The sequence below is a fragment of the Acinetobacter entericus genome, assembly GCF_026168575.1.
Taxonomy (GTDB): Bacteria; Pseudomonadota; Gammaproteobacteria; order Pseudomonadales; family Moraxellaceae; genus Acinetobacter; species Acinetobacter bouvetii.
Genome location: NZ_JAPEQW010000036.1, coordinates 1 through 22,689, shown reverse-complemented (window position 1 = coordinate 22,689; position 22,689 = coordinate 1). Strand labels below are relative to the sequence as shown.

The window sequence follows — 22,689 nt, the reverse complement described above, 5'->3', positions numbered from 1 at the left end:
TAACCAAAAAGAAGATCGTTTTTTGATTTATGAAAGAGATCTATTTTAATTGAATAGATAAAAAGAATGGAATATGTCCATCAATGGAGAACGTACCATAGATTATTTTTTAACATTAGGATTATAAAATTGGAAATCCAATTTGTGCAATAAAATAAAGCCAACCTACGTTAGCTCCACTTGAAAAGCTTTTTCATTAAAATGCACCTCTGGTATTGCTAGTAATATTTCTATTTTCAAATAAATTTTCATCAAACTTAAATCTAAAACGCACATATGCACCTTGAAGCGTAGTATCGCTATCTACAAGATCATCATCTTTATAGCCAGAGAAGTTATAACCACCTGATAACCAGAGGTTTGCAGCCAGCAAATAGCCCACTTCCCCCCCAACCAAAACACGGCGGCCCGAACTCATGTTCGACCATAACACGCCTGTATGAATACCCGCATCCCAACGTTCATTGATGTCATACATTGCCCGACCACTGAGCATATGTGTCATACCACTTGACTCCAAACCAGAGAACGTTGTGTCCACATTTTTAACTGCATATTGGCCTGAAAGGGTAATATCGCGACTTGGATGATAATTCAAGTGATTTGAAAAAATATAGACATGCTTTAAGTATGGATTATTTAAATCTGACTTGTTACTGTCATAGCGGTATTCCACCTTGGTCAGCGCATCAAAACGATTGTGCTCAGTGTCACGGTAGGCAGCCCCCACCTGGAAACGATCAACCAGGCGATCACCACTGTTTTCATTCTTACTATCAGTCAGGCTAACTACATTTTTCGCCAATAAAGTCACGTCATTGGAATATTTGTAGGCAATCCCCAGATTATTCAGGATGGCGTCAGACTGGTCAGCCCAACGTGCTTCAATTCTCGCAACAGCTTTCCAGTTTGGATTGGCCAGATATTCCACACCTAAAGATGCAGCAGTGTTATCGGAATTTTGGTTATCGGTATCTGCTTTTGACAATGACTTTACCTGTTCAAAACTGGTGGTTGCATAGAAGCCTTTTTCCAGTTCCCAACGGTTACGTAAACCGATTGCAGCTTCAGCTTCGCGCGCACTGATGCCATCGCGAACACGATATTCACTAAATGCCGTACCGTTATTGTTATATTTACTGTCCAGACCAAACACTGTGACATTACGACGCTGATTGTTATTTAGGTCATACAGTCCCTGAATACTGGACACCAACTCATGGCGACCATAGGCACGTAGTTTTGAATTAATCTGGTAATTCGCACCCAAGGCAAAATTACGACGCTCAGCTTCGGAAACATCCTGCTCATATTCAGCAAAAACATTTGAACCCTGCCAAGGAAGCTGTGTGGTGATTTTTGTACGTGCGGTTAAACCATGATACGGCGCTGTTTGTGAAGCCCCCAACAATGCTGGATTCTTAGACTCATCGTAATACTTGAGACCCAGCTCAACCGCGACAATACGGCTGATCGCACGTTCGATACTGGCAGAAACACCCTGATTGACACCACTTTGCAAATCTTCAGTACGGATGGCCTCCAGTTTTGCCAAACCGATCTTACCCAGTTGCGTACGCCCTTTTATACCACTTTCCTTACGTCCAGCGGTGATTGGTGCCGCAGTGTTATAGAACCCTGTATCTGCCTGATTATGGTAGGTTTTCAGCTCCATATTCTTATAGGCATAGTTCAGTTCAACGCGAGCCGCATTCCCCGACAATTTACCTGTTGCATCTGGTGTGGTGTTAATCTGTGTTAAAGAGTTTAAACCGTCATTGATATTTTCAGAACGGGCAAACTCAGCAATGAATTTACCTTTATCATTGGCAAATTTAACGACAGTATTCACACTTGCTAACTGATCTTGAGTTAGTGGATTATTACTCTTCACATAAGAACCACCTACTTTGGCTTTATCTGTGACTTTTACAGAACCAGACACACCACCAACCGTGTATTCATCCCCACCCTGCTCAGATTCCACTGTAATACGCAGATAGACTGGATTCAGGTCAGCATCGACACTTGGTACAGGATCTTTTAAGTAAATGCTGTTGCTAAAGGTATCCACTTCATAATCGGTAAAACGTGCCAAAGTGCTACGCGAAATGATCAGGCCTGGATTATCGCGGTCACGGGTCACCACCTCAACTTTTTCACTATTGGCAAGCACATCATCGGTATTGACATTGCCCATGCTATACGGACCTGAAATCCCCATAGCACGTTGTTCATTGGTCACCTGTTGCGTATTGGTCTGCGCAGCAAAGGCCGTGACTTTATAGCGGTCTGTTTCGACAGCCCCACGAACACCTGTTAATGAACGGCTATATTGACCTAAAGCCAGGCCCTCATCATTTTCAGTACGTGTTACGTAGTCACCATACATGGCATAAGAACGGCCTTTATCCACACGCACGTAGAGCTTACTGGTTGTTTGTGCATCAAAACCTTTCGCTGCCGAGTCACCATAAACTGGATAATATTCATCTGGACGAATATCACGGAACAAGCGCTGGTTTTTATCCTTGTCAGAATCATAGGCAAGGGTCAGTAAATATTCACCCTTGACTTTCCCTTTCAGGAACATGGCTGCACGCCCTGTCACATTGCTTTTGCCATTGTCCGATGATGAAATCTCTTGCAGTTCTTCCTCAAATCCATCTTGCGAACGGATATTGCTTAACTGTTTCGGGTCAAATTTCTTAAAGTTAATTGATCCTTCTACCAAACCAACGGCGATGATCGGACGTAGATCAGGTAAGAAACGTACTGGGGTACTGCTATGAAAAATACCACTTTCAACCGACAGCGTTCCTTCCCCAGCCTCGATTGGCGCCTTTATTGGCACAACAAGTGTACCGCCCTCAACAAACACCTGAATACCAGGTTGTTTCGGGTCCAGGTCAGTCAACTCAATTTTACCAATCGAGCTGTCGAGCGTAACTGGAGTTCTGGTAGAAACCAATGTGCCATTACGGTCAACAATTTTCATGGTCACGTTAAAATAATCACGGCCGTTGGCTTGCGGCTGTACTTTGGCTGACTCAAGTAACAGCTTATCCATTTGGTCAGGGACAATCACATTGACCTGTTTGCTATCCCGAACATTACCCATCATGTCGACTTGACGAACTTCAATACTGTTTTTACCCACAGCGAGATCGACACCGATAAAATCCAGACCTGCAACCTGTAAGTCAGGCAATATTGCACGTTTACCAATGCGTTTCTCAGAAACCTGTGTGCCATTTACCCACAGTTGTAGTTGTGTGCCAGCAGCACCCTTAACCTGAACCGCTGTTTGGGCATAACCAAGAAGCTGCCCATCTTTTAAGTTGATAATTTCTAGCTGATTATTGGCAGCATTTTCCAGCACTGTTTCCAGACTAAGCATTTTCGCAGCTTGAGTGGATTCGGCTGGCACACTCTCAGTTGCTGCCAATGTTTCAGTCAGTGGCAAGGCAACTGAAGAAGCAACGCCAGATTTTTCTGGTTCAAAAGCAACCTCTTTCAATTCCTTAACCTGTTCTCTGGAAAAATCAAGGTTACAATTAGCCCTGCTTCCCTGTGCCGAGATACAACCACTTGCTGGCTGACCTTTTACATCGGTCATTTTGGAAAAAACTGGATCAATCGTCAGGTCTGAACGTAATATCTGTTCTAAATTGGTGTTGTCCTGTTCAATACGTTTTTTACGTTCTGCAATTTGTTGCAATAAGGCTTGTGAGCATTGTCCTGCGCCATTGGCAATTGCAAAATCGGCACGATGTAGTTCACCACGTTTTAAATCCACAAAACGGCTATTCGGATCACCTGCCTGACGATTGCCAATTAACACCAACTCAGAATCAACTGGCAAACTGGTACGGTCAACCTTTAGAACGTGGGTTTTGGCACTGATCCCATAAAAATCATATTTACCTTCACTGTCAGTCACCACATAGCTACCATCTTCAAGGTAAATACGCACACCTGGCACACCGACTTCACCTGCATCCTGTACCCCATTACGGTTACAGTCAGTAAAAATCTTACCAACAATAAAGCCATCAGAGATCATTGCGCCAGGAGTTACTTCTACTTTTGCAGATGCTTCGTTTGATTCGATTCCCTGACCATCTTTTGCCCGAACACGGTTAATGCCATCACCATTCAAGGCATTTGGACCAATATAGACGCGATACTGAACCTTAACTTCCTTACTTGGAGTCAGTGTACCTAAACCAAGTTTCAAATAAGGACCTTTTCCACCTAATGGGTCAGCAACCTTGGTGCCATCGATACGCATAGAACCCTGAACATAGATAAAGCCTCTAGGCAAGGTATCAGTAATCGAAACATCTTTGGAATCCACCGTGCCACGATTGGCAACCGTCACGGTATATTCTTCAAACTCACCGATTTCCGAGTTTTTATTGGTCGCAACCTTTTGTACAAATAACGGCGAGGTTGGTACAGTCAAATCAGGATCAATTGGAATATCAATATTGAGTGCTGGATCACCATTATTTAAGGTGAATTTGCCAGCATAAGACCATTCCAGATCAACAGCCTTATCCGCAGGGAAACTTGGATAAACAGATTTATCACTGACAAAACTATAACGTGTATTTCCAGGAATTGTGGTTGTATCCACAACAAAACTGTAGGTTCCTGCTTTAACAAGGGGATAAATAAATTCACCCTCACTATTGGTGACCTGCTTAGCTGGAATTGTAACCAGTTCTCCAGTCTGCTCATCAAGTTTGTATGCAATATTGTCCGCAATTGGCTGGCCATTCTGGTCTAATAAGGTTATGGTTGCCCCTGCCACAGGTAAACCTGTCTTGGCATCAAACACTGTTCCATATGGATCCATAAGTACCTGAGTACTAATATCGGTAAATGTCTGGGTTGAATTACCCTGCGTATCCAGACAGTCCGTCAGGCTAACTTGTACTTGATCGCGTTTGACTGTTTGTAATAATGAATCATAAGAAACCCCAACTTCCGCAAATGCGGTTGGTAGCGTGTAATGAAATACGCCTGTATTCGGGCCAGTTTCTACACCAATGACCTCTTCAAGATCACCTGTCTTGGTTGATTTAATCTTAATCTTTACCTTGTCCGTAGTATAACGGTCCGCATTACAGCTGGCATTTTGCGCTTCAAGATAAAGTGGTTTATTCACGCTGCCCGTAGTCAAGACATTTTGGAAATCACCAGATTTATTGGTTACAGCTGCTATACCACCCACCACTGTTAAGGCAGGGTTAGACAATACCTCTTTTTGGCTATTTGTGGTTGCATACGAAACTTTATAAGTATTTTTAACCGTTGTTTTGGCAATGTTACGGTTCATTGTGACCGTAAGGTCAACCTGTTCGGTTGTATTGGTGTCTATTTGTGGAAAGCCAACCACCAATTGGTCAACCTTGCTTAAATCACCTGGCAAGGTCGTTGTATAGTTATTGCCTGTTTGCTTATACAAAACCTTGGCCTGCGTATTTTTTAACTGTGCAGACTTAAATGTTGTATTGGCAGGCAGATCATCAACTAAAAGCACCATTTTCTGTGCCTGACCATCGATCATCACATCCACAGGCCTTGCCGCTTTTTTCCCTTGATTGGTGATGGCCAAGGTATAGTTAAGATCATAGCTGGCATTAGCTGATGGCTCAAAAGTTTTCTGGACAACCTCTTTGGTTGCAACCAGTTGTGGGCCATAGCTGATGGCACTATCTGTAGCCGTTGCGATTACACTATTATCTTCAACCAGTGTGGCTTTTATTGGTAAATTTAACTGCTGACTTTCAGTCAATGTCGCACTTGCTGTTGCAACGACCCACAAATGAACGCTCTGGCCTACCGCCAAGGCAACATTGGTTGTCAGTTGTTGATCATCGGTGTCGAATTGACCGTTTTTATTGGTATCTACATAAATTTTAACGTTGCTTAGTTCATTTATTGTTAACGCTTCTAGTTGTACATTGACAGGCGCATTACTATTGTTAACTAAGGTATTTGCCCAAATAACACGGGTACTTGGTTCAATTTCCTGAACTGGTGGAGTAGTTAAAGCAATTGCGTAAAGAGCAGAAACATTGATTTCGACGGTATTTGAAACTGATTGTTGGGGTTTACCATCGGGTGCAACATAAGTTGCATAGGCGATATTCTGGATAGAGCTACCCACTTCAGGCATATTCGCTGCATAACCGTACTGCGCTGACAATATTGATACTGTCAACGTTGATAACATGAATGTCATGTTATGGAATGCGTTAGATTGCTTCTGTTGTAGCACAGCGCCGTACCCTTAACTAAAATAGTCTAAAAAAATCTTAAAAATTTATTTGAGATGAACACCTGCCTAGGCAAATGTTCACATCTTTAATTATTGATTTACATTAATGTTAATAAGTATTACTCATCAACTTTGATTACGAACTCTAATGAAGAACTAGCATTCGGTGCCAAAGTAGACTGAGTTGCTGAAATTGTACCTGTTGTACCATCAGCAGAAATACCGCCAAGTGTTGCATTGGTTGCTTTTGGAGATTCAGTCCCTGCTGTTGCAACTGCTTTCAATGTAGTATATGACGGCGTATTATCGCTAATCACTACATTGGTTACATTCGCATTACCTTCGTTGGTTGCCACAATGCGATAACGTACACACTCACCTGGCTTCGCACTTACTGTTGCCTGTGTATAAGTTCCACTAATTGGTGTACCATTTGCACAGTTAGCAAGATACTGATCTTTCACCAAACGTACCTGACCTGCAGTGACTGTGGTCAAGTCAGTGTTTGTAAGTACTGGATGATTCTGCCCATTATACTGAACTGGTGAGAACGTCAATACCACTGGATTTTGCGTACCCACAGTTGCATTGACTGGTGCCTGAACCTTAACGAGTAAGTTGACTGTAGCACCCTTGGCAATACCAGCATTACCAGGGAATGTAAGAGCAGTTCCTGTGACTAGCGTATCATTCGCATCGATCAAACCATCATTGTTTACATCGATATACAAACTGGCTGCCCAGTCAGTATTTGAACTAGTTAAAGTAAATGGTATACCCGCTGCGGTTGCACCTTCAACCAAGTTACTATTGTTGGTTAAAGTGTGTTTATAAACAACTGTACCCCCTGGTGCAACCTGACCAATACGATCCTGATTTAGAACCAGTTTACGGTCTGCCTGAACGGTCACTCTATTCGATAAGGTATCGGTTAAATTGGTTGATGCCGATCTCACAGTAAAGTTCGCATCTACACCACCTGCTGTTGCACCTGCTGGTGGCGTTACAACAACAACCAGTTTAGTATTACCACTCTGGTTAATATTGCCAGTATTGGTAATTGGTGAACCTGTTGCTATCCATTTAGCTGGGTCTGTCTCTGCAGGATTCGCCACCTGATAGAACTTCACATCCCAGCCTGCTGGCAAGTTATGCGATAAATTGAAGTTATCGCTTACTGAACCGAGGTTATCTACACTTAATGGGAATGTTACCGAGTTACCTGGTAGAACTGATGCTTCATTCGCATATTGACTGGCATCCTTACCTGTCCCGACAGTAGCACCGACTGTACCAGTAGCATTATCTTGATCAGTGTTATTACCGTTATGTAAGTCCACAGTTGCAGGGGTAACTTTGGTAATAATCAAATCCAAAGTATCAGCGATCTGAGCTGGGTTTGACTTCGGTTTTACCAATAAAGTTGCAGTCAGCGGTGTGTTACCTGAATAAGTTGCAGGCAAGGTGATTTTTGCCACCAGCTCATAAGTACCACCTTTGGCAATACTACCTGTTTCGGTAAATGGCGTTACACCATCTGCCTTATATAGAGTCACAATACCAGTGCCAGCTCCATTTGGTAAAGTGATGTTGGTCGCAGAGACATTAAACTCGTCGGCGAAATTACCTGTGTTATGGATTACGATCTTTTCAGTTGCTGCTGTACCAAACACAGCAACCTGGCCCTGGAGTAGATCAGCAATGGTAATCTTGTTATCTAAAGGAGCACCAGGGTTTGCACCATCGGCATAGTTATTGCTATCACTATCGTTAATGGTACCTTTGAAAATCTTTGCAACTTCAACATAGTTGTCGTTAGATGGTGTCTTGGTTCCTGTACCAGGATCAACTTCCGCAGTGTTTCTAATCAAGGCTGGATCAGTGTTTTGCACCACACGTGCTTTAAAGGTCAATGTACCTGTGGTATTTGGTGCTAAAGATGGAATCTTTAAGGTTAAAGTATCGCCAACAATCTTATAGTTATCAACAAAACCAGGACCAGCCGTATCATCAACGGCATCTGTTTGACTAACATTCATCAGCTTGGCAGTACCTGGCACATATTCTAATCTAGAATCTAGTTTATCAGTCACCAGAACATTGGTTGCTGTACTGTTGCCCGTGTTTCTATACACCAAGGTATAGGTCACTTCACGTTCAGCATCAGACTTGGTTGCATCAATCAAGCTGACACTGGCCGATTTCGTCAAGCTAATGACAGCACCATTGATAATGGTCACGGTATCAATATTGCTGGCACTGAGTGCTCCACCAGTCACAACATCAGTCTGACCACTGGTCGCAGTTAACGTCCATTGACCCTCTGCACCCGCAGCGGCTGTTGCATCTGTGGTACCCTCAACAATCAGGTTAATCGACTGACCTGCTGCCAGAGTTATTGTACCCGTTGCAGCACCAATGAGAATTGGTGCCCCATCAGGTGTACCATCATTATTGGTATCCCGATAGACTTTAAGGCCACTAAAGTCATAGTCATCACCAGCAGCACCAGAAGCATTAGCAATATTCGCCACGCTTAAAGTAATGGTATCGCTACTATTACCATTGTTGGTTAAGGTATGTGATAAAGAGACCAAGGCGTTCGGGTTGGCAGTTGCGGTACGGTTTGCAACCAAAGTAATACTTCCAACAGGTGAAACTGTTGTGGTTACAATGTTTGAGTTTACAGACTTACTTGCACCCGTACTATCGGTATAGGTTGCAGATGCAACGTTACTGATACTTGTACCTGCTGCTGGCGCGGCGGCATGTGCAGATGAAATGAAAGCTGCGCTACCTGCAACCAAAGCAATAGAAGCCGCAAGTTGTGTAAGTTGTAGACGGTTTGACATTATTTTACCCCTTATATGTAAAATGCCAATTAGTTAGTTTTTTCACTATTTACGCGTGTTTGAGCAGAAACCGTCACAGACTTTCCAGCTGGAAGCTCTGCAATGGTCCAACGCAATGCACGATAATCTTTCAGTGGTACATTCACCATTTGATTACTCTCTTTGCGTTTTAAAGGCATTGGGGCAAAATGTGTACCATCAGTACTTGCTTCAGCATTTTCTGGCTGAGACTTTGCCAAAAATTGTGTTTCTACAGGTATCGGTAAAGTCGCAGCCAGATTCTTGATTTTCGCAGTGGTGTTATTGGTATAGGTTGCCCGATACTCAATCACATCATTGGGTTTTACCTTGGTCACCAGCTTTGAGGTTGGTTTCCCATCAGTGCCTGCACTGATCAGGAAAGTTTTGAGTTCTACTGAAACGGGCTCTTTTGTCGTTTTAGGCTCAGCGAATACACTTCCAGCCAAAACAAGAACCGCAGTACCAAGCAAACATTTCTTGTACATATTGTTCAAATACGCCATTCAATTATTCCTAGTCTTCTCTTTTATTTTTGAACAGTACATTTACCATCCAAAAAAACGTTAACCATTTTTACAAAAGTATATCAATAATCAACAAATTTGTTTGATTTACTTCACACTTTTACAAAAAATATTGTATTACTTTCAGCCAAAGCAAATTCCATACCATCTTTCCTCACCGAAGCCCTTTGCACGTTTTTCAACCTACCGATCTGTGATAGGTTCTGTTTACTGACTAACACAAAATCTTAAAGTTCCTGTGGCTGATGGTTTTAGCAAACCTGTTAAAGTCCATTCAAGAACTTCTCCAGAACGTGTTGCATTACAAGTATTTCCACTTGGTGTTAGGCCGCAACTTAGACTGCCAAAATTAGTACCAGTTGGTAAACTATCTTTTACTTTGACATTCTGTAGGTTCTTCACACTATTATTTTTATAGGTGATCTCATACTCCAGATTTTGCTGTTTTGTGGCTTCGTTATTCACTAAAAAGCCTGAAGAATCAGATGGAGTTGATGAACAACTGCTTACTGCACGTACTTTTTTTGTCAATGTCAGGCCTGCACTGCCAATTAGTGTCACATCCTGACGCTGTTGGGTTTTTTGATCTGTTAGACTTAATGAACTTACTGCATAGTTTGCCTGTAATGTGCCAATATGCTGCGCTCCAGCAAATACATTGCTTGGTGCAAATACACGTTGTACAAGGCAAATATCAACACTTGGCTGTAATAATAAATTATTTGGATTAAATACCGCTTCTCCAGCATCCACCGTACCATTACAGTTCGTATCTCGATAAACCAATGCCTGCCAAGGTTGATCATTATTGAAGTTTGAATATGTCTGAATAAGCTGTGTCAGGTACACTGGGGCTTGTGTGGTTAAACGGTGGGGATAATCGGTGACTTCCCCTGCGGTAATGGTATGCTGCCCATCTTCGGTTAAAAGTACATTGAGATTGGCATCCCCAAAATTATTGTCTGGATAACTTGTGGCTGTGGTTTTTGGTACCGTAATTATATCCGTATTGCGACTGTACGTTCCTGTTGGACTTGCTCCACTCACAGAGGTATATTCAGGCAAATTGGTTTGTACAATACAAAATGAAGTAGGTAACTGGCTTTGATCAATATTGAACTTATAATCACCATTTGCATCAGTAGAGGTGGTTGCCAAAATTGTTGAACTACAGTTGGTTAAACGTACTGTATTATTGGCAATCCCACTTTCCCCAGTATCCTGAACACCATTATATGCCTTGCTTACATCACCAGTTGTACCACTATTATCGTTGAATACCCGACCAAAAATAATGGTTTGTGCCACTGTCCTAGTATTGGTATAGGTACATATTGTGGTGATGGTGTTGTTACTAATCGTAATGGTACGATTGACTATGCCATCAGTTAAAGGACTACCACCATTGCATTGTGTGCTAATGGTGTATTGGCTTGCACTACCATTTATAAAGGTTTCAGTTGGTAAGGTGATGACATCTCCCGAATAGACCGTTACGATTCCTCCCTCATCAGTATTATTTCCTGATGAAATTGAAGTTACGCTTGGGTTATTGGTTCCACCAGTTGCTGTTACTTTAATTTGATGATTAATGGTTGCATTTCTCCATTCTTTCACCAATTTAATTTGCTGTGGAATACGGCTGTTATTATATATACAGGTAATCAACTTACCTGTATCACCTGCACCAATGGTTAAAGTATTACTTTGTTTAGCATTGGTTCCAGACAAGCTATTTGCCGTTGCACCACCATTCGCAGTACAACTTAAGCTTGCATTATAGTTATCCTTGTTCATAGTCACAGCCGCATCATAATTTGGATCACCAGATGCGTAATCACCTAAACCTATTTCTGCGCTGAATGTAACCGTATCACCCACATAGACCGTAACAGTATTGGAATCAGTTTGGGTTGGAGCAGTACTCTTAAACTTCGTGGTGTTCGTGCTTAAACCCAAAGTCGCTGGAATGGCAACCACATCACCATTTTTTGCATTTGTCCATGTCTTGGTCAGTTTTAAAGTTGCTGTTTTACGCGTATTGGTATAAGTACAGGTAATCGCTGTTGTGCCGCTAGATGGAAGTGCCAGATTATAAGTACCGTTATTATTATCTGTCACTGTCAAAGAACTACTGCCCGCAGAACAACTAGGCGCTGCGACTGTATAATTACCATCGCCGATATCGATCACTTCTTTTAAGGTCACACTGGTATTATTGGCGACTAAAATACTGGAACTATCCGTTTGACTTGCTACTCCTGTTGCTATTGTCTCAAGTGTAACCAAACCAGTAGTTGTATCTGCGGTAATGGTTGCCTTATCAAATTGCTTAGCATTCGCCCATGTTTTTCGAACAGTTAAAGTTCTGTTACCAGCAGACACAGAATCAGTATCTGTAACACTACATACTCGTGTAGTCGGATTGAAACTACGTACAATACCACCTGAGCTAGTAGCAGTACAACTTGCTCCTGAGTTAGTCACTCCCGAAGGCGCTGTGACTGATGCAGTATTATTGGTAGTCGAAATATTGCTTGATGATATAGTCGCAGTCACAATGACTTCATAAAAGTCATCTGTATCAAGTCGTGGTAACGCATAGCCACTCTCAATTTGAGTAGTTGTAGGAGTAGAACCTGGCGTACATTGATTATTGTTTGCATTACTACAGGTTACACTGCTTTTTGTTTGATTGGTGCCAGCCGCATCAGCCAACGTCGCACCCATCACAGGAATGCTTCCTTTATTAGTAACACGCACTAAATAAGAAGTACTTTGTCCTCTTAATAATGCTGTCTCATTATTGGTTTTGGTAATATTTAAATCAGTCTGCGGATTAAGTCTATTCACAAAAGTACAAGTGATATCTGCTCCACCTGTAATTAAATAGGTAGATGGAATGATGAGCACTCTACTTGAATTGACCAAATTACCAAAATTCCCTGTATTCCCTGTTACAAGACTATTGTCATCTCTACAACTGGCTTCTGTTAAGACATAGTTAGCTGGTGGTGAACTTTCTGTGATGGTAACATTCGTTCCTTTTGCAGTCACGGGTAATACCGTTGGATTGGTTGGAGCCGCAATCCCTTGAGTCGATGTAGTGATAGTGCCTAAGCTCACTGAACCACTACTACCGTTTAAATTTGTTCCTATAAAACTAAAGCTATTTGTTCCGCCATAGGATATTTTTTGCACTTTAACAGTAGGTAACCTTGTATTCATAAGATTACAAGTAATGACAGCTCCTGTTGTGATACCACTGCTATTAATAGTTAATGTATTTCCCGAAATGGAAGATGTTAGGGTCGTTCCCGTTGCATTTTTACAAATAGCTGTTGTAAACTCCCATCTCTGGCCTGTAGGCATAGTTTCCGTGATCACCACATTACTATTAATACTGCTAATAATAAAAGGTTGTATCCCCGATTTAGTGGTATCACTGTCAACCTGAACAGGGTCTCCTGGCATGTCAATCGTTACACTCGCTGAACTTTGCAAGGTGTTGTTCAATGAATAACCAAATGTTCCTATACCACTGGTCGTTGCTTTGTTTAAAATAAGTGTGGCTGCGGCAACAGTAGTTTGTACAGTACTACTATTATTAGATGGATCAATATCTGTATTCGGGTTATTCACATTACCAACAGGTACACTTGCAGTTGCAGTATTGGTCAGTATAGCCCCTGTAGATGGTGTAGTTGCCTGAATAATCACGGTACAGGTGGAATTTTTAGGCCCACTAAAAGTACCACTTACCACATTGCCTGAACGGCTTGCCTGACAGGTTGCACCAGATGATGCAGTCTGGGATGCAATAGACAAATTAGTTAGATTACTCGGTAGCGTATCAGTAAATGTTGCCAATGCAGTGGGGTCAATTGGATTTTCACCCAAATTGGTCATCACCAATTGATATTGCATGGTAGTGCTAGTTGATACAGTTAAAGGATCACTGCTAAATGTTCCAGAACCTGTTTTTTGACTTTTGCTAATTGCAACATTCATCTGCGTTGGTGCATCATCATCTATAATGGTATAAGTAGTCGTACCATTCCCTGACGACCCACAAACAGAAGAGGAATATAAGTAAAAATTATTGTCATCCCTTTGAATAGTGACAGTAAATTGTTCATCTGGTTCAGCAACCTTATCATCAATAATTTCTACTGGGATACTGATTGTATAAGGTGTACCCATCCCATAATCACCTGCTGGAATGGTTTTTGTAAAGGTTTTATTGGTACTGCCGTTGATTTTGTAATCCAGATTAATTTCAGCATTTTTAGGAGGTGTCCCATCATTGACATTAAAGGTCAGGGTTAAACCACCCGCAGGAATAATCCCAACCACAATCACTTTAATATCCTGAGGGATGCCGTTTTCAGGAATTTCATAACTGGCTGAAGCAAACTCAATAATAGGCTTTACCGAAATTTGAATTGCATCCAAAAAATTACCAAGCGAACCAGATGAACCTGTATCTGCCTTAAAACCCAAAACCGTTGGACCTGTTGTGCCTGTGTAATTAAATGTTCCGCTGTAATCTGCCCAAAATTTATTACCATTATAAGTCACTACTCCAGATGACACATTACAACTACCCGAAGCACAACTTAAAATTGAACCATTACCATTTTTAGTTGTTGCCACACTCACAATTGTTTGTGCACCAGCACGTAAAGACATTTTATCTACATCAGTAGTATTATCGCGACGTGCATTATGGCTAAGTTTCCATGAAATTGGTTCACCTTGAATTAAACAGATATTTTGCTGCATTTCTGAGTATTCCTCAGCATTTAATTCAGCAAATACATTCCCCTGCCTTGCAGGATAGCCGCTGTATCCATGCGACCATAACTCAATCAATTTTCCAAATCCCCTACCTGTACTACCACAACCACCAGTCCCTTGCATACTTCTATGCGTAGTATTCCAACCTGGAACACTTGAGGCATCGACCTGCACATAGCATGATGTACCTAATGAGTTACTCTCAAAATCAAAATTTAAATAACTACGCTGATAAGCAGCCTGAGCAATACTGATGCTACCGACCAGTGAAAAAAACAAAATCAAAAATTTTAGAACAGCATGATTAGCCAGTTTCATCATCTTGAATTTTTCCATTGAATTACTGCCCCACATAGCGCACCCCGAAACTGAATTCGTAACTTTGATTTGCCGCCACACTATTTAATGTTCCTGAAACCGCGCCAGCATTACCAACTGTGGGAGCCGTTATACCACTACATGATGTGCAGATAGGCGATTGAGATAAAACTGTATAGGCAGGCGTCATGTCTCTAAAGGTAAATGCAGTACTCATAGCAGTAGCACTTGTATTGGTTAAAATCACCTTATACAAAACACATTGACCTTGACCATTGCTTTGCTTACCAATAGTTAAAGTATTTGTTGTGTATGTTTCATCAGCTGTACCATCACAACCCAAATCTCGTGCCTGCAATTTTGTCAGGGTTAATTGTGACTGCTTGACTGTGGTCACATCTTTAATAGAAGCAACAACCTGATTGCTACTATCTGTTAAGTTCACAACTGTTGTATTGGTCTGATTGACATTGTTATTTACAACATTCGTGACTTGTAATAAGAGTTGAATTTGCTCATGAGCTGCCACTTTGCCACCTGGTAAGTCCGCCAATGTACGAATATTTAAATCCCCACTGCTGAACTTGCCATCCCCATCGACATCCAGAAATAGTACACTGTTAAAGCTAGACTCACTATTGTTGATGATAAAACCATAGCTCCCCGTAAAGTCTGTAGCAGCAGGGTTGGTCAGTAAATGACGATAGACCACTGTGCCCAATGGTGCGACCTGAGCATGTAAATCTGGTGTAAATTCCAATTGGGGTACGGAATTGACACTTTGAATCGTTACAGCATTTTTAATCATGTCCTGAGCAGGGTTATCCGTACCAACAAAGCTGGTTGAGATCACACGGAAATAAATTGGTACAGTCACGTCTTTATTGACTTTATCCACTTCAACAACCGCACAGACCAGTTGGGTTTCCGCATTATTTAAATAAATCGTCTTACCAATTTCATTACCCAACCCACTACAGTTTGTACCATTTGTGGATGCATAAAAACGCACACGGTTTACGCCTGCGGGTAAAGTCAGGCTAGAAAAATCACTGCTGGCATTTGCACTGAGCAAATACTCTGTTCCAACACCTGTATGTTTCACTGTTAATGGAAAAATTACCTGTCCGCCAGTCACAGCATTATCACTGGATTTTACTGTTATGGTTTTCCATGCAGCGCCACTATTATCAACCGCACCATTACCCAGCCCCGTATTATCAGCATTGGTTAAATCCACCAATTGTGAAACAGGAGTTAAAGTGCCCTGATCCTTAATCGTGCTGGTTTTACCACCATCACCCACAGACTGTGCTTGTGGTGTAACTTCAAAAACTGTATTTGTGGTTACCGTATAACTACTTGGGAAACGAACTTTTACCACAACAGGGATATTGGTATTGGCTGCCAATAATCCCGTATCAGGAATACCATCACCATTACTGTCTAATAATGGTGTCACACCATCCGCACGATACAACTCAATTTGACTACCTGCTGGAAATGTACTGTTAGTTAAAGTGAGGTTAAAACGATCTGTGGTATTCCCTATATTCCAGACATAGTTGGTAAATTTAAGTTCATCACCCTGGGGAACCGCACTGGCCGTAATGATATTGGTATTATCACTGACGTTGCTTGCACTACCATTCATTTTGACAGCATAGACTGGAGCAACATTTACAACTGCTGTATTACTTGTGTCTGTCGTTGGCCCTGTTACATTAATGACGTTCTCAATTTTCCCTGCAATGCTTTTATTAATTTTTACATTAAATTCGATATAGCCAATCGTATTCGCTGGAATATTGGTTAGGGTTGCGGTAACAACATTCGAGGTGACACTATAATTAATTCCTGTTGGATCGGCTGTTCCCCCCACTGCATCATATACAGTTACGCCATTCCATTTACCAGTATTTACTTCATAGGTTAAATTGCTTCCTAACGTGTCAGTCAAGGTTGCCGTTGGTACAATTGTGTTTGTTGGATTTTGATAATCCAGACGTATGGTGACCACATCACCATTTGCAGCAGTGATTTGAGAGAATTTTTTACGCACCACCAGAGTTGACTGGTCAGTTACAGTTGCCTTGTCAACATTGCTATTTGTTCCACTCGCGCCATTCGCAGATGTCACCATCAAAGTTAAATTTGCAACTTTTCCTGTGGTAATCGCATTCGGTATGCTTGCTGCAACAATTAGTCCAACGGACTGACCTGCACCCAATGTATAACCTGTAATCGCTGATCCATCGGGAATACCATCATTATTGGCATCCAGATAAACCATCAGGCTACTATTCACAAAATCAAAATCATCACCAGTGGGATTATTGCTTACAGCGAAAGTATATTGATCTGTCTCATTACTGGTGTTGGTTAAAATATGGTTAAAATAAACTGTCTGTCCCGCCACTACTGTTTTGTTATTGGCTGCCACCAAATTTAATGAGTACACAGGCAAAATCGTGGTTTGGACAAGATTTGAACGCGCCACCTGTACAACCGTTGAGCCCTCTTCGCTATATTCACCAACTGCCATGTTACTGATGATCGAGTTGGTTGCAGCCCAGGCCGATTGCTGGACCATCAACACGCACAGCAAGGTCAAGACCCAATTAAACAGTTTTGGGCGGTTATTATTTAGTGTATTGATCATCTTCATGCTCTAATATCCGCTCTGTTTATGGGCTTACCCGAATAGAAAAGTACATGGAAGCCTGACCTTGTGGTGTAAGCGATCCCACACTGCCTGCAATTTGATCGTTATTTACAGCGATTGTCCCTTGACTAATAGATGGTGGTAAACCACTACGTAATTGGCTGTAAGCAGGCACAATATCATTAATCACAATATTACTAGCTGGGGTGGCGCCCTCATTTTTAATGGTTAAACGATAGCTCACACATTGATTTGGTTTTACTTGAAGTGGTGTGCTTCCGTAGGTTGCACTGCTTACCGTAGCTAAAGTTAAGGCACAGTTTTCATCTTTCGCCTGCTCTTTGGTCAAACGTAACTGGGTTGGATCTACCGTGGTCAAGTCAGTGTTTTGTAAATCATCCAAGGTCAGCCCCTGAATGGTATTGTTTGCTTTCACCACAATATTCGCCACACTAGACATACCATTGGTTGCCGTTGTTGGTGCCTGGACTTTTAAGAGAAGTTGAATTGAAGCTTGCGGCGCTAAACCACCTGTAATGATGGATAAATCATTAATCATTGGATCAGTCGCATCAATCACGCCATTATTATTGGCATCATGATACAAAGTATAAGTAAAGGTATCATTTGGGTTTTGCGGAATAACACTAAACGTGATCTGGCCTACTGCATTCCCCTCAACCACAGTTCCTGTATTCTTTAAGGTATGTAGATAGACAACTGTGCCACCAATATTGACCCGACCCTGCCGATCATTTGCCAGTGTCATTTGTCTCTGGATAATATCAACTTGGTCCTTAATACTATCCGCCTGTGCATTCATTGGGGATTTTATCGCAAACCAAATAGGAAGATTAGCCAAGTCTGTATTAGTGGGAACAGTGACAACAGCACAATATTTTTTGGTTGCACCCGCTGCTACATTGCCAGTACTGCTGATTACATTTCCTAGGCTTTGGCAATCATCACTCGTATCATAGAATTTCACTATCCACTGGGCAGGAAAACTGGTACTGATATTATTGACATCAATTTCAGCAGCCGAAGCATATAAATTATAGCTATTCGTTACCGTACTCTTATTCTCTACAACCAAAGGAAATACGGCTGTTCCACCCCTAACTGCTGATTTATTTACCCATGCCTGTCCACCAGGTGATGTAACAGCACCTATACCAGTTCCTGAACTATCATTATTGTACAAGTCACTAGAACCTGCGGTATTGGTATTGTTTAATCGATTACGAGTACTATTGGTAATTGCTGTATCTGTAACTGAAGTTGCCTTAACATCAAAATCTAGTATTTCATTAGTCGCTGTAACACAATTTGCAGGGAAATAAACACCAAGCACAATTTTTTTCGATGCGCCTGCTGCCATCGAACCTGTATCTACCACACCGTCAGCATTACTATCGGTGAGCAAAGTTTTTCCATCAGAGTGATATAAACGTGTTATCGCACAACTTGGCACATTTATACTTTTATCAATTGTAAGATTATAGCTATCTGTTGCCTGCCCCGTATTCCAGACATAATTTTCAAACTGAACTTCTTTGGCTGCCCCAGTAAATGTGTTTGCTTTGGTGAGCAAGTCATTCGTGCCTCCATCAGCATTTCCAGCAGAAGAGTTATTCAGTATCACCCCTAAGGTTTGCTCTACATTAAAGATAACGGTGTTGGTGTTGGTGTCTTTCAATAAAGTAGTTGTATTGTTTTTATACTGTTTATAGTTCGCAGTGTTATTGATCTTTTCCGCTGCATTCTGATTGACTTTCACCTTAAAGCTCACCGCGCCCTTGCTTAATGCGGCAATCCCTGTCAGTTTAAACTCCACCTCACCATTTACATATTTATAGTTCATGACTGATTCAGCAGTACTTCCTGCTTCATTGTCATTATCTATATCTGTCAGTGTAGCCGTGCCATTACTCCAAATCGCAGTTCCTGCCTGATATGCAACATTACTTGGCAAGGTATCATGAACCAGCAACTGACCTGATGCAGTCCCTGTATTGCTATAGGTAAATGTATAGGTAACTTCTGTGCCTGTTTTACCTGTACTGATATTTTGAGATTTTGTGACCTGAATGACCGCATCATCAACCACTTTTGCAACATCTGAGACAGTGGCAGACACATTACCTGGATCAAGTTGACTGGTTGAAGTTAAACTAAAGTTTGCCACATTACCTGCGACAACATTTTTAGGAATACTGCCGACCACCACCAAAGCAACTGACTCATCTGCCTCTAAGTGCAAGATTGCATTATTGAGTAAATTATTATTGTCATCAGGTTCACCATTTTGATCCCGATCTACATAAACTGCGATATTTTCCAGATCAAATTGATCATTTGTGAGTTGTGTCAGAACAACCTTATAGTTATCTGCGATATTTCCTGTATTGGTGAGTACATGAGGGAAATTGAGTTTACTGCCAATTGTACCAATATTTTGCTGATTGCTTTGTAGACTCAATGAGTAAATGGGCTGAACTGTCAGGATAACAGGATTGGAGTTAATTGTTTGTAGGTTGCCCTGCTCATCATAAAAATCACCACTCGCAATATTGGTGATGCTACTTCCGGCTTTAGGCTGAGCAAAAACTAAAGCACTATACAACCCAATAAATAAACCAATCAAAGCAACTAATGTTGTTCGTAGAACAGCACTTTTTTTTAAGAGGTTTATCATTTCTGACCCTTGCAAGCACGCGATAATTATAAATTTTTTACAATGATTAAAAACAATACTACAAAAAAATCACAAAAAACACAAGAAAACACCAAATAAATAACATTTTTAAAAAATATAACTTATTGATATACGTTTTTTTATTATTCCTCTTCAAAAGTTTATTTTTAACCATTTTTATATTGTAAATTCTAGTGATTAAATTAAATCTCAAGCCCAGTCTTTTGCTGAGATGCGATAACTTTCAGAAAGAATTTTCGAAGTTTTTAAGCCCTAGACTCAATGCTCAATACATATTCTTTTTATTGATTTCCTCATTATCATTTTTTAATTCACAGTCTCACACTACCATGCAAACCTTATTGAATATTCTTCACAAAATCCTTATGTTGAATCACTGACTAGAACGCACACTTTAAAGATTCATGTTTCATGCCCACAAAGTAAGACAGACATAAAAAAGCTGTGTCCAAAGACACAGCTTTGAATGCAGTTAAATGAATAGAAGGGTTTTGAAATAGGGATTAATCCGCATGTACGCTAATTTGAGCGCTAGCTTGTACGGTAGACAATGAAATATAAAGCTTGTTCTAGTCCACATTGCTTTAAGTCTGCCCCCGCACCAAACCAAGCGGAATCCAAGCGGTGATCCTGACTCATCGCACGACATTAATGATCGTCAAACTCTGTAATTGATCACAACAAAATATATATGCTGTGTCTTTGGATTGGCTGAATTTAGCTCCGTGACCCTGCCCGTTAAACATGATAAGGACTTTAAACATCGTGTATCCATTTAGTTCAGCCTTGTCTTTTCTTGGCGACTTATTGACCACATTAGGGTAGAGAACTGAATAATGCCTTCATCCTGTTCCGTTGGACTGAGGCGTGTATTTTGTTGAACTCGGCATCAAAATAAGCCACAGCTTCGGTCTGGGTCACTTTACGCTGACTCAGCTGTTTCATTTCATACATGTGTTCATCCCATGCACGCAGAGATACGCCCAGCTGCTGTTTAATCTTTTGGGTATCAAAGTGGGTGTTGCGGGACTTTAACTACACCGGCACTACTGTCCTGTCCATTTAGGGCAATCGCCAAGGTGTTATTACACACCACACGGATGGAGATGAATTGCGCCGTAGTCGCAAGGGTTCCATCACAGCCCGCTGCCAGCAAGATATAGCCATTGCTGACTTTTTTCTTTTAAAGCAGAAGCCTGTTCAATACGTGCTAAAGCCCAGAATTTCATGTATCCTTTAAGCACACTGGCTATTTCCAGTTGAAAGCAAGACTGCTTTGTTAAATCAGAATAAGAAGTTAAGTATTCCCATCGGTAGACTTCCTGATAGCTCCGGCTGAACATAAATAAAAGCGCATGGGTATCGGAGCGATATAAAACATATATTTTTCATAAGGCATAATAATGCTTTGCCAGCATTCATTCTGGGCATCATATAGCTGCATTGGAGGATTTGTTACACAATTCAATATTTTAAGAACCTCAATTTTTATTTATAGCAAAAATAACGTCTATCAACCTGCATAGGTTTGACCCGCCAGCTTATTGCTATTCAACAAAAATTACTCACCTAATTCATTGAAGCCCTCTCTAAAGTACTGATGCATGTTATTTTATCCAAACGCATCCAATGTCTTCCTAAAAAATTAAATTCAATATTTTTAGACAAGTAAAGATATATTTATTTCAAAGACTTAGTGTCGCTTAATTTCAACTACTGAAGCAATCAAATTTAATACCTTTTTACATGAATTCATTATTTCCTGAATCATCTTGTAAGATGCTGATAAGAAATGTATTAATTATTAAGTCTGTACATAAAAATGGCTAAGTCTGTACAGAAGTTAAGGGGTTACTTAAGGAGTATTTATGCCAAGTTCTCAACTACAAGAACAAATACTGATAGTGAATGCACTAGAAAAATTTATTTTTGACAAAATCCGCTCGTCTCCATTTTTGAGTTTCCATAAATCTATCCTCATGGCATCTAATGAAGAAGATTTAAGGAAGGCAATATATACCTTGATTGATGAAGGTTATTTCCAAGAGTTGGAAGAAGATAAAATAAAAAGACTTTGTAACAAACCTGTTAAGGCATTTTTTCCAGATCAGGATGGGAATGATCAAGTTGCAAAGCTTGATTTCGAATATCGCCCCAAACATTATCACGAAGTACTTCAAGCTATTCGTAAATTTAGAGCTTCACTACAAGCTAATGCTTTAGAAAATATTCAAACTGAGCTTAAAGCCATTCGAACTGCTTATTCATCACATGCAGATTGCATGAATCAGAAAAATCTCCCCCCTATTTTAAGGGACTTTTTAGAACAAGGGGTCTCTAATTCCTTCAAAAAATATAATTTTCAGCGCATACGCAAACAACCCTTTTACAACTTTGTGGAAAGTTATATTCAGAATTATAGAGGCCGAAAATTTAGTAGTTTAAAGGAAGTATACAGAGGTGGTTCCACTTGTTTGAACAACTAAAAGCGTATTTAT

Annotated in this window: 7 protein-coding genes and 1 pseudogene; 1 reads left to right on the top strand and 7 read right to left on the bottom strand. The window is 40.9% G+C overall.

The window, feature by feature from the left end; all coding sequences use genetic code 11:
• Positions 1–196: 196 nt before the first annotated feature.
• The 7 genes and pseudogenes from OKC24_RS17435 to OKC24_RS17405 form a co-directional block, all read right to left on the bottom strand.
• On the bottom strand, positions 197–6,292 hold the full coding sequence (locus tag OKC24_RS17435) for an SdrD B-like domain-containing protein (RefSeq protein WP_265466058.1): 6,096 nt from the start codon (positions 6,290–6,292) through the stop codon (positions 197–199).
• 119 nt (positions 6,293–6,411) lie between these two features.
• Complete coding sequence (locus OKC24_RS17430; protein WP_180052166.1) at positions 6,412–9,144, bottom strand: beta strand repeat-containing protein; 2,733 nt, start codon at positions 9,142–9,144, stop codon at positions 6,412–6,414.
• A 29-nt stretch (positions 9,145–9,173) separates the two neighbouring features.
• Positions 9,174–9,668, bottom strand: coding sequence for a hypothetical protein (locus tag OKC24_RS17425; RefSeq protein ID WP_004842529.1), 495 nt, complete (start codon positions 9,666–9,668; stop codon positions 9,174–9,176).
• Positions 9,669–9,896: 228 nt separating this feature from the next.
• A complete protein-coding gene (locus OKC24_RS17420; protein ID WP_265466057.1) occupies positions 9,897–14,825 on the bottom strand; it encodes a beta strand repeat-containing protein in 4,929 nt (1,642 codons plus the stop codon).
• Positions 14,826–14,829: 4 nt separating this feature from the next.
• Positions 14,830–17,475: an autotransporter outer membrane beta-barrel domain-containing protein gene (locus tag OKC24_RS17415; RefSeq protein ID WP_180052165.1), complete on the bottom strand. Its 2,646-nt coding sequence runs from the start codon at positions 17,473–17,475 to the stop codon at positions 14,830–14,832.
• A gap of 19 nt (positions 17,476–17,494) precedes the next feature.
• Positions 17,495–20,170 carry a hypothetical protein gene (locus OKC24_RS17410; RefSeq protein ID WP_265466056.1) on the bottom strand — a complete coding sequence of 892 codons (2,676 nt, stop codon included), beginning with the start codon at positions 20,168–20,170 and terminating at the stop codon, positions 17,495–17,497.
• Positions 20,171–20,722: 552 nt separating this feature from the next.
• Positions 20,723–21,626, bottom strand: a pseudogene (locus OKC24_RS17405) (DUF932 domain-containing protein); the annotation flags it as partial.
• A 433-nt stretch (positions 21,627–22,059) separates the two neighbouring features.
• Here OKC24_RS17405 and OKC24_RS17400 point away from each other — a divergent pair.
• Positions 22,060–22,677 (top strand): hypothetical protein, encoded by a 618-nt coding sequence (locus tag OKC24_RS17400; protein ID WP_265466055.1) that lies wholly within the window; start codon positions 22,060–22,062, stop codon positions 22,675–22,677.
• The last annotated feature ends 12 nt before the right edge of the window (positions 22,678–22,689 follow it).

Excerpts from the sequence above, each read along its gene's own strand:
- OKC24_RS17425 (WP_004842529.1), bottom strand. The coding sequence starts at position 9,668 with ATGGCGTATTTGAACAATATGTACAAGAAATGTTTGCTTGGTACTGCG.
- OKC24_RS17400 (WP_265466055.1), top strand. The coding sequence starts at position 22,060 with ATGCCAAGTTCTCAACTACAAGAACAAATACTGATAGTGAATGCACTA.
- OKC24_RS17415 (WP_180052165.1), bottom strand. The coding sequence starts at position 17,475 with ATGAAGATGATCAATACACTAAATAATAACCGCCCAAAACTGTTTAAT.
- OKC24_RS17410 (WP_265466056.1), bottom strand. The coding sequence starts at position 20,170 with ATGATAAACCTCTTAAAAAAAAGTGCTGTTCTACGAACAACATTAGTT.
- OKC24_RS17420 (WP_265466057.1), bottom strand. The coding sequence starts at position 14,825 with ATGGAAAAATTCAAGATGATGAAACTGGCTAATCATGCTGTTCTAAAA.
- OKC24_RS17430 (WP_180052166.1), bottom strand. The coding sequence starts at position 9,144 with ATGTCAAACCGTCTACAACTTACACAACTTGCGGCTTCTATTGCTTTG.